Annotated in this window: 8 protein-coding genes; 4 read left to right on the plus strand and 4 right to left on the minus strand. The window is 43.4% G+C overall.

What is annotated here, in order from left to right; translation table 11 throughout:
• Positions 1 to 513: 513 nt before the first annotated feature.
• The gene (locus MHI51_RS10295; RefSeq protein ID WP_342410644.1) at positions 514 to 1,401 is read right to left on the minus strand and encodes an NAD-dependent epimerase/dehydratase family protein; all 888 of its coding nucleotides are present in this window, start codon (positions 1,399 to 1,401) and stop codon (positions 514 to 516) included.
• Positions 1,402 to 1,873: 472 nt separating this feature from the next.
• Positions 1,874 to 2,908, minus strand: a complete 1,035-nt coding sequence (locus tag MHI51_RS10300; RefSeq protein WP_405173839.1) for a sigma factor-like helix-turn-helix DNA-binding protein — start codon at positions 2,906 to 2,908, stop codon at positions 1,874 to 1,876.
• Between the two features lie 183 nt (positions 2,909 to 3,091).
• Between MHI51_RS10300 and clpP the strand changes: the two genes are divergently transcribed.
• Positions 3,092 to 3,673 carry an ATP-dependent Clp endopeptidase proteolytic subunit ClpP gene (gene clpP / locus MHI51_RS10305; RefSeq protein ID WP_036679301.1) on the plus strand — a complete coding sequence of 194 codons (582 nt, stop codon included), beginning with the start codon at positions 3,092 to 3,094 and terminating at the stop codon, positions 3,671 to 3,673.
• Positions 3,674 to 3,694: 21 nt separating this feature from the next.
• Positions 3,695 to 3,901, plus strand: a complete 207-nt coding sequence (locus MHI51_RS10310) for a hypothetical protein (RefSeq protein ID WP_036679303.1) — start codon at positions 3,695 to 3,697, stop codon at positions 3,899 to 3,901.
• Positions 3,902 to 3,949: 48 nt separating this feature from the next.
• Here the strand turns inward: MHI51_RS10310 and MHI51_RS10315 are convergent, their stop codons facing one another.
• On the minus strand, positions 3,950 to 4,945 hold the full coding sequence (locus MHI51_RS10315) for a LacI family DNA-binding transcriptional regulator (protein WP_254848908.1): 996 nt from the start codon (positions 4,943 to 4,945) through the stop codon (positions 3,950 to 3,952).
• A 274-nt stretch (positions 4,946 to 5,219) separates the two neighbouring features.
• On the opposite strand from MHI51_RS10315, the gene MHI51_RS10320 reads away from it, so the two are divergent.
• Together MHI51_RS10320 and MHI51_RS10325 are read left to right on the plus strand one after the other, a co-directional pair.
• Positions 5,220 to 6,968, plus strand: a complete 1,749-nt coding sequence (locus MHI51_RS10320; protein WP_405173840.1) for an alpha-glucosidase — start codon at positions 5,220 to 5,222, stop codon at positions 6,966 to 6,968.
• A gap of 239 nt (positions 6,969 to 7,207) precedes the next feature.
• A complete protein-coding gene (locus MHI51_RS10325) occupies positions 7,208 to 10,816 on the plus strand; it encodes a M14 family metallopeptidase (RefSeq protein WP_405173841.1) in 3,609 nt (1,202 codons plus the stop codon).
• Between the two features lie 69 nt (positions 10,817 to 10,885).
• Here MHI51_RS10325 and MHI51_RS10330 read toward each other — a convergent pair whose 3' ends face one another.
• On the minus strand, positions 10,886 to 12,763 hold the full coding sequence (locus MHI51_RS10330) for an LTA synthase family protein (RefSeq protein ID WP_076276382.1): 1,878 nt from the start codon (positions 12,761 to 12,763) through the stop codon (positions 10,886 to 10,888).
• Between the last annotated feature and the right edge of the window lie 286 nt (positions 12,764 to 13,049).

Consider the following 13,049-nt stretch of genomic DNA (forward strand, 5'->3'; position numbering starts at 1 on the left):
TTCGTAGCGTAAGGTGGAATAGAGAGTAGAGAATAGAGAATAGAGAAGGGAGAAGGGAGAAGGGAGAAGGGAGAAGGGAGAAGGGAGAAGGGAGAAGGGAGAAGAGAGCAGGGAGTAGAGAGTAGTGAGTAGGGAGTAGGGAGTAGGGAGTAGAGTTTATAGAATAGAGTTTAGAGATGAGAGGCTAAAGTTTAGCGTTTAGTGAGGTTCTACCTGCCGTTTTGATTTTAAGTGTATTTTATACAACTAAAAAAGTTTGTATTTAGCTTGATTAGGGTTTAGTTGTATTTAGTGCAGTTATTTCGAGGTGAAATGACGATAATGGTGGTTTAGTGGGGATATAATTGCATGAAATACAACTAAAACCAGATGGGAGTACACATACCTGAAAATAGTTGTATAGAGTGCAATTAACTCAACGCATAATTGTGTTTGGTTACATGAAGAAGCTGGCTCATTCGTGGGAGTGTCCACGAATGAGCCAGCTTTTTATCGTAGTAACATAGTTAGTAATTAGTCCTCGTACGTTTGATTTAGGGAGCTAACTAACTCTGGGAGCCAGTCGCTTAGAGTGAGAAACTTGTATCCCTCCGATTGAGCTTTAGCTGTATCCATAAACCAGGATTGTGTGATCCCGAATGGAGAATTATGCGCATCCGCTGTTTCGCTTTGAATGACGGCTTGTTTTCCGGTCTCTTTTTCAATCAGCGAGATAAGGTCTTTAATACTAACGGTACCGTCTGAGCAAGCGTTGAGAGGACCCGTCACCATCGAGTTGCCGAGCCAATATAGAAAATCAGCAGCTTCGTCCGAACGGATAAAACAGATATTTGCATCTGGATTCGGAATCCCGATGGGCAGTTCGTTACGTACATGTTCAATATGAAAATGGAGTCTTCGTGTATAATCGTCAGTTCCCAGAACAATGGGAAAGCGGACAGCGGCTACCGGGAACGTAGCTTGTTGGATAAGGACAGCTTCCGCGAGTCTTTTCCCCTCCTGATAGGTGAAATCCTTTCGTCCTCCATAACGAATTGGGTACGTTTCAGGATCGAATATCTCTTCTGTCAGCGCTTGCTCACTGAAATCATAGACAGATAAACTTGAAGTCAGTATGTAACGCGTGGTTTTGCCGTCAAAAATACGGCGCGCCTGATCCGCTTCATCAGGTGAAAAACAAATATTATCGTAAACCACATCCCAACTCGTATCACCTAATGCTTGAGCGAAGGCCTCCGGTTGAGACCGATCTACCTGTATCCGGTGAACGAGATCGCCAAAAGGATCGCTTGTTTCCCCGCGCGTTAATATGGTGACTTCGTTCTTAGAATCCTCAAGCAGACGCTCGACCAAACGTTTCCCAAAAAAGCGTGTGCCGCCTAAAATAAGAATCTTCCTCATCAACCTCACTCCTTGATTGCTATTAATGGTTATTAAAACGACTGTTTATTGGTTTATATAAAGCTTCTGACTCATTGTAGATAAGCGGCGGGATCAGCCAGATCAGCAGCAATGTATTGAGTTTTGAGTGATACGAATTGGACTAAAGAGAAAGAGTTAGTTTGATTGTACTTCGTGCAATAGAATTCGTATTAGAGTGGAGAAAATTTGATCCTATTGCACTCTATACAATCAATGGATGAGCAAGTGGCATTAAACTAACTTTTCACCAGAATCTATTGCAGAGAGTGCAGCAGATTCAATTTTTGCGGCCAGGACGGCGGATTCTGTTGCACAATATGCAACGTTTGAAGCTAGTTACCACAAACAGCCCAAATGTTAATTACACATTAAGCGCACTAATCACAATCATATCTGTTCGTTTTTAACGTAATGAGACACTTAGCTGCCCGAAATCCAGCTTAACGAAAAACTACGCCACCATACACATTCCTGGCGTGGTATAGTTCCAGCTGTTTGAACTGAATCCACCAGCTTGGAAGGTCTGGAAGCCTTGTAAGCTTTGGCTCGATACCGCCATTACAGGTTCCTGGCTTTCGTCCGCAAATACAAGCTCGATCAGCTCGGCAATTTCCCCATGTTCATACGCGGCTGCAAGGCGGCTCAAGACGATCTGCATGGCTGTGTCCTGTGGTAAGGAAGGACCATCGGCCTGAAGCAGCTCTTGTCTTACGAGAGGGAGGGCTTGCCGGGCTCGGTGCAGAGCGGCTTTTATTGCCCCTTCTGTGGTATCGAGAATCTCGGCAGCTTCCATTGCAGAGTGTCCCAATACATCTCGAAGCAGGAACACCGCCTGTTGCAGCGGAGACAAATGACCCTGTAGTGCTTGAAAAGCAGCTTCGATCTCAAATGAACCATACTCCGCAGAGGCCTCAGTGGGGGACTGATCCAGCTCCAACACTCGTGACAAGGTGGCTTTTCGCCGCATGATATCAATCCATGTGTTTCGGGCAATCCGAAAAAGCAATGCCTCAGGATTTGGGTGATTTGTAGAACGGGTATGATGAGTAGAATTTGTAGGAATCGTAGAATGCATTGCAGATTTTGTAGACGTTGCAGTCTTAGATGGCGTTACAGCCTTTGCAGCCGTTGCAGCCGTAGAAACCATATAGTTCATTTGATTAGTTTCAAGTTTTTCATTAGCTCCATTAGCTCCATTAGCTCCATTAGCTTCATTAGCTCCATTAGCCTCATTAGCTTTATCATTTTCAATGGTTTCTTTATTTTGTTTAACTTCACTCATTGGAGTGTTCCCATTATTTGCGCTCGTTGGGTTTGATGGCTTCATATAACCAAGGGCCTTGACCCATGTATCCTGAGCTAAATCATCGGCATCCCACGGGGATTGTGTCAATGCAAGACAATATCGCTTCAGAGCTATCTGCAAAGACCTGGTGTTACTTTCATCCGGCGCATCTCCGGTGCTAAGCTTCTCAAGGATGATCACTCTGCATAACTCCTTTTCCAGTAAGGTGATTTCGATTACTTCTAATAATAAACGAATGAGCAGGAAATTAAGATACGCAATTTTAAAAAATAAAAATTCTCACGCCTAACGTATCCTATCCCCATACTAATCCGTTTACAGGGTAGATTTCAAAACTCTAAAACAGATGGAGGTCGAATACGGATGGCGTACGTTCCTTATGTAGTCGAACAAACGAATCAAGGTGAAAGATCTTACGATATTTATTCGCGGCTGTTGAAGGACCGGATAGTGTTCGTAGGTGCGGAAATTGAGGATCAGCTGGCTAACAGTATTGTTGCCCAGTTATTGTTTTTATCAGCAGAAGATCCGGATAAAGATATACACATGTATATTAATTGTCCAGGTGGCTCTATCACCGCAGGCTTCAGTATTTATGACACGATGCAGCTTATTAAGCCGCCGGTCAATACCATTTGTACAGGAATGGCGGCTTCCTTTGGTTCTTTGTTGTTATTGGCTGGGGCCAAAGGGAAACGTTATGCCCTGCCGAATAGTGAGATTATGATTCACCAGCCGCATGGTGGGGCGCAGGGGCAAGCTAGTGACATTGCGATCAGTGCCAAACGTATTTTGAAGGCAAGGGAAGTGCTTGTGCAAATTACAGCGGACCGAACTGGGCAGACGGTAGAGAAGGTACTGCAAGATATGGATCGAGATTATTTCATGTCAGCCGATGAGGCGGTTGAATACGGAATTATCGATAAGGTCATCACAAATCTCTAAGACGAAGGAGTGAAGAAGGCTATGCTGGAGGTTTTGCAGGGAAAAGAGGTAACAATCTATTTTGTGGATGGCTCCAACGCTACAAAAGGAGTGCTGGAAACGGTAAGTGAAAATTTCGTCAAATACCGGACGGATTTTGAAGAGTTTTATATTCCAATCAGCTCGATCTGTTCTATCTCTCTAGATACCAAAACGCGTGAACGAGCCAAAGTAGGGTTCACACAATAACATCAACAACAACATCTGTATAAAAAAGGGTTAGGAGCTCCACAGCTCCTAACCCGTACTTTCCCGAATAGCCAAATAATGAGCCACATTTGCATGATGCGGCACAACGGTCTCCCCTTTAATCAGCTTGATTAAAGTTCGGGTGGCGGTCATCCCAATCTCCGTTCCTGAGTATTCAACCGAGGAAAGCTTAGGTCGAACGATAGAGGCAATGAAGCTGTTATCAAATCCGAACACGGCAACATCAGCTGGCACCCGTAGACCGTTATCGGTTAAATGATTCATGGCTCCAACTGCCATCCAATCTGTAGAGCAAAACACCGCAGTAGGTAACTCCCCGCTATCCATAATTCGGCGCATGGCGTCGCTCCCATCTTCGACGGCCATCGCACTTTCTACTACCCATTCTTTCCTTAAGGTTATGCCTGCATCCATAAGGGCTTGTAGATAGCCTTTATACCGATCCCCGCCCACTGCATTATCTCCCGAGCCACGAATCATAGCGATTTTGCGATGACCTTTTTGAATCAGATAAGTAACAGCTTCATAAGAGGCAGTTATATTGTCCAGATGAACGGAAGGAATCGTATCCACCTGCGATTGTTGCCCGACAAGCACGCAAGGTGTATTTGAGCTGCGGATGATCTCCAAATGTTCATGGTTTGGAATAGAACCCACAAATATATTTCCTTCTGTCCCCATCCGCTGGAACATCTTCAAATAATGTTGTTCACTTTCTGCACTGCCGTCCGTTAATCCGACCATAATGTCGTATCCATACAAATCCGCGAGATCGCGAATGCCAACATTGAAGTCATCCAGTACAGTGTTGCTATTCTGCGGAATGATCACACCGATCAGCTGTGTATTAGCTCTGTCCGTTTCAAGGCCGATGACATTCGAACGGTAGTTGGTTTGTTTAATAGCTTCCAGTACTCGTTTGCGGACATCATCGTTAACTGGTTTGCTGTTATTGATTACCCTGGACACCGTAGAGATCGAAACGTTCGCCAATTGGGCTATATCTTTTATCTTTACCTTCAAGAAGATCACCATAACTTTCCATATGATTCACTTGGTGTTTCAACTCTCGCAAGCATATCACGGATAGCTTCAAGAATCCAAAAGATTGTTGTTGACCTAGGAAATAAAAGGTCCTATAATGATCGCTGTAGGAAAATTATTTCCTTGAAAGAAGCTTGTTTTGCACGATAAAGTTGAATTTTTGCTAAAAAAAATAACTGAATTATTAATTCTAATGAATTTCGGGAAAATATTTTCCTGTGAAGGGTATATGAATACGAAGGAGCTGCATGCATTGAACAGAACATGGTGGAAAGAAGCCACAGCGTATCAAATTTACCCACGGAGCTTTATGGACAGTAATGGTGATGGTGTAGGCGATCTGCAAGGAGTCATTTCTAAACTTGATTATTTGCAGGAGCTTGGCATCAATGTCATTTGGATCTGTCCTATTTATAAATCCCCAAATGATGATAATGGTTATGATATTTCGGATTATCAGGATATTATGGCGGAGTTCGGCAGCATGGCCGACTTTGATCAGCTGCTGCACGAGGTTCATGCACGAGGCATGAAGCTGATTCTGGATCTAGTGATTAATCATACTTCGGACGAACATCCATGGTTTGTTGAAGCACGTTCAAGCAAGGATAATCCGAAGCGGGATTATTATATTTGGAGTGATCCTAAGGACGGGAAGGAGCCGAATAACTGGGAGAGTATTTTCAGCGGTTCAATTTGGGAGCTTGATCCCGCCACAGAGCAATATTTTATGCATGTATTTTCCAAAAGACAGCCAGACCTCAACTGGGAGAATCCAGAGGTGCGCCGTGAATTGTATAGCATGGTCAACTGGTGGCTGGACAAAGGAATCGACGGCTTCCGGGTGGATGCCATTTCACATATTAAAAAAATCACCGGACATCCCGATCTGCCGAATCCACAGAATCTTCCGTATGTTCCGTCTGGCGATGGGCACATGAACCGTGAAGGGATTCACGATTTCTTGCAGGAGCTCAAGCAGGAGACGTTTGACCGATATGACATCATGACGGTTGGCGAAGCGAGTGGTGTAAATGTTGATCAGGCGGAGTCATGGGTGGGTGAAGAGCAAGGCAAATTTAATATGATTTTTCAATTCGAGCATTTAGCTCTTTGGAATAAGAGTGTGACAGGTGGATTGGATGTTCTGCAGCTAAAATCAGCGCTCTCCCGTTGGCAAAAAGGTCTTGAGGGCAGAGGCTGGAACGCATTGTTCATCGAAAATCACGACCAGCCGCGTTCAGTTTCTACTTGGGGAAATGATGGCCAGTATTGGAAAGAGTCAGCTAAATCGTTGGCTACGATGTATTTCCTGATGCAGGGAACACCATTTATTTATCAAGGTCAAGAAATTGGGATGACCAATGTAAGATTTGAATCAATGGATGACTACGATGATGTGGCGATGAAGAACTTGTATCGTTTGGAGACTGAAGCCGGTAAATCACATGAGGAAGTCATGGAGGTAATCTGGAAGAACGGTCGGGACAACTCTAGAACACCAATGCAATGGAGCGACTCTGAAAACGCTGGTTTCAGCAGTGGCAAGCCATGGATGAAGGTGAATCCGAATTATACGGAAATCAATGTGGAGCGGGCGAAGCAGGACCCTTATTCCATCTATCATCATTACAAAAAGCTTATCGCTCTTCGGGCTGCTAATCCCATTACTGTTTACGGGACTTATGATCTCATTTTGCCTGAAGATGAACGTATTTATGCTTATACGCGGACGCTTGGAAATGAAAAACTGCTGGTGATGTCTAACCTGACAGCAGAGGAAGCGCTGTTTGACCTTCCATTTGATTTGGAGTTTGATATTAGTGAATTGCTCTTGCATAACTATGAGGTTGATCCTGCGGAGCCGATTGAGACTGTCGCATTACGGCCTTACGAGTCCCGTGTGTATATGCTGGTTAACGCACCTGTAGAGCAAGAGGGTAGCAGTGAACTTGTACCTGTACAAGAGGTAAGTGAAGCTTCTTTTCCAGAAACCGTTTAATATATTCATTGTAAATCAAAGCGTCCGGTTATCCGGGCGCTTTTTTTGTTGCGGTAGTGTAGGGCTCTTGCACAAAATGAATGCGCTTACTTAGGCGAGTCGTATAAAAATATTATTTTTTCTATTATTTTTGTTCCCAAAATTAATAGAATACTATATTATGTTATGAATACAGATTCATATAAGTGTATATTCATTCAATTCGGGGTGAAAGTAGACAAAATTATAGGAGGTAAAAAATGTCCAAGAGAATACTATCTTTATTACTAGCTTTTACACTTATGATGTCGGGTCTGCTTCCAGCTGCATATGCAGGTGAAGTTGCAACCAAAATTAACCCGCAGGCAGTTGTTGCTCCGGTTTCTACGGAGAATACAGCTGATCCAGCGGTGCTTTCTTCAGAACAAACTACGGTAGCGACTGCTGTCTATGAACAAATAGCGGCGACAGTTTCCACTGAAGTATACAAAGCTTCTATGACGGAAGCTAGAACATTAGAATTGACTTTAGAGCTTCCTGATGGGGCATCGCCTCAAGATATCAACTGGAATTTTGGCAGAACGGCGGAAGAGATGAAGCCGCTGGCAGAGTGGAAGAAATGGAATAAAGATGCGAAAGATTATTCAGGTAATCCTTTCGTAACAGTGACCTATGAGCCGATCTCAGGTTCAAAAGTAAAAGCTTTAATTCATTTTGATTTGCTGTACGGAGAGAATCTCTCACTAACGGGTATACGTGCAGAGTACGTTAAACGAGTGGGAATTTATAATCTAATCGGGACATTACCTGCTGGAGATGTGCTGGTAGAGCAGCAAGTCAAACTAAATCCATATGAAACCTATCATACATATGATGAGATTAAACCGGCGATCGATAGGATTACTGCTGAAAGCAATAATAAATATGATCGATATGTAGAGTATCAGCAAATTGGGACCTCAACTCAAGGTCGTGCCATTCATTTCTCTATTGTTGCTAAGGATAAGTCCTCAGTAGATCAATATTTGAACGAGACCTTACCGCTTATGATGAATGATCCTGAAGCCCTGCAAAAGAAAATTAACGACGGGGATCTGCAGGATTATAAGGTACCTATCTGGTTGAACAACATTCATGCCGATGAAGCCAATGGTGTCGATGTAATCATTAAGTTTTTGGATACGCTGATGACACAGCAAATTGTCACCTATGATACCACTGATGAGAATGGAAATCCGAAAAAGGTAGTTCTGAACATCGACGAAGCGCTTGACCATGTGATTTTCCTGCTTGATTATGTAGAGAATCCTGACGGTCGCGCGTTAAACACGCGTCAAACTTCAACACTGCTTGATCCAAATCGGGACAACTCTTACCAGACCCAGCCTGAGACACAAGCGGTAACTGCACAAATTGCTAAGTGGACGCCGCTTACCTTTTTGGACATGCATGGATTTGTAAGTGGCTTCTTGATTGAGCCTTGCACACCACCTCATGATCCTAACATTGAATATGATCTTGTAATGCCAAGTATGCTTGAGCAAGCAAATGCCATGGGGAAGGCGGGAGTTGCTAATACTAAATATGATTCCTACCATATCCCTTATGAAGAATACGAAAAAACACAACAGGATCCGAACTATAAAGGAACGAATGCAACAGGTTGGGATGATGCTTCACCAGCCTACACAGCTGTATATGCCATGCATCAAGGAGCACTTGGGCATACGATTGAAGTGCCTGAATTGAATGAAGATTCACTGGATGCCTTTTATTATGCGGCTTTGGGGGCAACCGATTATGTGATCAACAACAAGCAGGAACTGTTCCTGAATCAATTGGAAATCTTCAAACGGGGTATCCAAAATGAGAATACTAATGCTGCTGTTAAAGATTATCTAATCAATGCACAGAATGAGTCCATTGGACGTCCAGGGGTAGATGAGAATACGAATTTCTTCCCTGAGTATTACATTCTTCCGGTTGCAAAAGATTTGCAAAAAAATGATCTGGAAACCTACAAAATGGTTCAGTACCTACTGCGTAACAATGTGAAAGTAGAACGGACAACAGCCAGTGTAACTGTAGATTCTGTAGTCTATCCGGCTGGAACCTATGTGGTGAATATGCATCAAGCCAAAAGAGGTTATGCGAATCTTGTCTTGTATGATGGACTAGATGTCTCGGATTTTAATGAGATGTATTCAGATACGGTACAGAATTTCTCGGCTATGCGTGGTTTTGACCGATATATTAGCCGTTCTGTTGGAGCATTCACTGGGAAGACAGAACAGGTTAGCGGTGTAACGATCCCTAGTACGAATCTGGATCAATCTCCGTTCGAGCAAAATTATGTGATTAAAAACAGTAACAATGATGCGATAAAAGCTGTGAATGAGCTGCTAGCCAATCATAAGGCAGTGACACTGCTGGAGAATGGGGGGACGGGTTACGAGAAGGGAAGTTTCCTTGTATCCAGATCCAACCTTAGAACGGTATCGTCTAAATATCTGCTGGATATTGTGCCGTTTAGTGCTTCAGAGAACAGAACGGGTAAATTGCTTAAGGCTCCTAAGGTAGCTATTGCAGGAGCGACTGCATTTATGCTGAAGGATCTTGGATTTAACGTAACTACGGATACAGTGGCAGCAGATGTTCTAATCAATTCGGGAACGAATCTGATTGCTACAGGTAAACCATTTATCGGTTATGGAAGAACGATGCTGAAAACTGTTAAAGGGCTTAAGGTCCTCCCTGGACTGGACTATTCAACTCCGGTCAATAAGGATGGCAAAGAAGATGCTCATGAGGGATTGTTTAAGGCTGAGGTCTCTCAGGACAATGTAATTACAGCGCCTTATGCCGATAGCGAATACCTCTACACGGTTTCCGCGGCTTATATTACAAAAGTGCCTGAAGGCGCAGAGATCTTGGCGAAATACGGATCAGGAGCTGACTTTTTCAAAGCAGGCTGGTGGCCGAATAACGAGGCTGCACAAGACCAAGTATTGGCGCTTACTTACAATACAGACAACATTCATGTGACGTTATTTGCGAATGATCTGATGAATAAATATCATCCGCAAAATCAATTCAGATTGCTTGCCAATTCAATCTATGCTGCCGCTCCAGCGGCGACTGAAGAGGATGGTATGGATAACGGGGTGAATGAACAAGAGCCAACAATACCTTCGACACCGTGGCAGCCATCTGTAACATCAACACCTGCACCGACCGTGCAGCCGTCTGCAACACCAACGCCAGCTCCAACTCCAACTCCAACTGTGCAGCCGTCTGCGACACCAGCCCCAATAGGTTCTAACTTCACGGATCTAGGTAAGGTGGCGTGGGCAGCATCGGCGATTAAAGAGCTGGCGGCAAAAGGGATTCTGCAAGGGGTGAGCGATAATACCTTTGCTCCGCTTAAAGAGGTGACGCGTGCCGAGTTTATTACCATGATCGTGCGAGCTTTTGATCTGCTTGATGTGAAATCATCCGCTGCCTTCAGTGACGTGAAAGCTTCTGACTGGTCTTACGGATACATTGCATCCGGGGTCAAGAACGGATTGATTAACGGTGTAGGCAATGGAAAGTTTGATCCTAACCGTGCGATTACACGCGAGGAAATGGCAATCATTGTATCCAATACACTCAAGAAATTTAAAGGCAAGTCGGTAAGTGATACAAATGCCGCTTTGGCTAACTTTAAAGATCAGGCAACAATCGCTGCTTACGGTAAAGAAGCGGTGGCATTACTAACTCAGGAAGGTATTGTGCAAGGTCTGACTGCGGAGACCTTCGGTCCTAAAAACATTGCCAACCGTGCTCAAGCAGCAGTGATTATCGATAGGATGTTGAAGCTTAATTAAGTTTTAGATTCTTATAAAAAAAACAAAAATGCCCCTCAGCTATTTGGCTGAGGGGCATTCTTTTTATAGTTACTTTGCATCATCCGTAGAGGGTAAATCCGGCAGTTGTTGAATGTAGCTGTTTGACATATTTAGAAGCCGCTGAACGGCGTCAAATTGTTCTTTTGTCGAACCGCCCTCTGTTTCAGAGCCATCAATTAGATTAAAGTTGTCTCCATCGTCGTAATCGACACCAGTTAAATACATGCTTGTGTCATTAATGAAAGAGCCGGTAGGCAAAAAGTGTCTGACAGGCAGCATGTTGGTCTGTTGGTTCATCAGGTCTTCTCCGAAATGGAGCTGGTCTTTCATTGAAATCCCTAACAGGTTAGCTACAGTTGGCATAATGTCGATTTGGCCGCCAGTTTGGCTGTACACGGCAGGTTCACCTACACCAGGGGCATGAACGATGAAAGGAACATTGAACATATCGGTATAACCATATTCGTGGCCGACCATTTCTTCCATTAACGATTTCTCGTTGCCATCAAGGGAGTATAGCGATACACCCTGATGGTCACCGTAAAAGACAATGACGCTATCATCCCATAGACCACTGGACTTTAATTGATCCAGGAATTGTCCCATTGCATAATCTGCGTAATTTTGAGCTAGAATATAGTTGCCAACTAGGGTGCCTTCATACCGTTTAGGCAGTGTCATTTTATTTTTCAACTCTGGCATTTTATAAGGGTGATGAGCACTCATAGAAATGACCATCGCGTAAAAAGGATCATCTTTAGCATCCATTTTGACTAATTCAGGAACAGTCTTGGCATAGAGTACCTCATCTGAAGCACCGAATGCGATATGATCATCATCCCCATAGAACGCTTGATCATAATACTTATCAAAGTCTAGAACTTTGTATAGGGTTTTGCGGTTCCAGAATTCTACGCTATTGGTGTGAAAGGTTGCTGTGTTATATCCATTAGCTTTCATCAACTTAGGCAGGCTCGGAAGCGCCTTATCCATATAATTGGATGAAGTGGCTACCTCGTGGTGGGGAACGTACAACGAAGTATTCACTACAAATTCAGCATCCGAAGTTGTTCCTTGCCCGGCATTAGTATAGAAGTTATTGAAATAATGTTCGCTTTTCAAAAGCTTATTTAGATTGGGTGTTACTTCCTGCCCGTCAATGCTCAGGCCCAGCAAAAAGTTCTGAAAAGATTCCATTTGTACCACGATTAGATTTTTACCTTGAGCTGCCGCCCAGTACTTCGGTGAGACAGGCTCTGTAATCCCTTTGGTCTCGTTAATGGATGGTTGCGTGATTTCTTTGCTGTCGATTATTTCTTCTGTTTCCCTTGTATCGGCAAAAATAGTATAGACCTCGTAATTTAGAATCCCCATACTCTCCGCTTTTTTGTTCTCGTTCATACTGGCATGATTTGGCCAAATATTAAAGACACAGACCGCCAAAGAAACACTGATGATTCCAAACAAAGCGGTCCGGTTCATGCGGCGGTTCATACCTCTTTCTTTCCAGATCGCAATATATTTCGGACGGAACATAAAAAACATGAAAACTACAATATCCACAAAAATGAACAAGTAGTAAGGGTCCAGCAATGAGTATGTGCTTTCTCCCACCTTAGTTACTTTATCTGCTTGTTCCAAGGCATGATAAGTAGCAATTACACCGTAATATTTGTAATACATTAGCACGGCAAAATATATGACTGAAATCAATAGGTTGGCTATCATGTAATACAGAAACTTTCGTTTGGAAGCCATCCATTCTATGAGTCCAAATACGATAAAGAAAAATGGGATCTCTGTCAGCAGCATGCTCCAGTTAGGACCGTCGCTAAAAACTACGAACCAGGCCACTGCGCATTTTAGCAGCAGGACGAAGCTAAAGACTAGGAAGGGTTTGTTTTTTATATCAAAATCTTTTTTCACTCGTTATCATCCTCTCTGATGCAATTACACCAAGGTCCTGCATATACCTGTATTTCATGGAAATCCGTTGCAATATGCCGAAGCTTATTATGCTCTCGAAGTTAACAAGTGTCAAAAGGTGGACGAGAGCCCTAGAGCGAAGCAACAGGCGATTTATGCCGCATAAGCAGGTAAAATCAACGCCAATCCCAAACTACAGGGTCCTATGCGTATAAAATGATTTTAATAATTTCCAGTATCCCGCAACTTTGTATAATATTCCTCAGTCTAAATATAGAGGAGTGAT

Origin of the sequence: Paenibacillus sp. FSL H8-0260, from assembly GCF_045040625.1 — a bacterium.
GTDB classification, from domain to species: Bacteria; Bacillota; Bacilli; order Paenibacillales; family Paenibacillaceae; genus Paenibacillus_AQ; species Paenibacillus_AQ odorifer.

Bases quoted from the DNA above. Each gene is read 5' to 3' on its own strand.
- MHI51_RS10310 (WP_036679303.1), top strand. From the start codon at position 3,695: ATGCTGGAGGTTTTGCAGGGAAAAGAGGTAACAATCTATTTTGTGGAT.
- MHI51_RS10295 (WP_342410644.1), bottom strand. From the start codon at position 1,401: ATGAGGAAGATTCTTATTTTAGGCGGCACACGCTTTTTTGGGAAACGT.
- MHI51_RS10325 (WP_405173841.1), top strand. From the start codon at position 7,208: ATGTCCAAGAGAATACTATCTTTATTACTAGCTTTTACACTTATGATG.
- clpP (WP_036679301.1), top strand. From the start codon at position 3,092: ATGGCGTACGTTCCTTATGTAGTCGAACAAACGAATCAAGGTGAAAGA.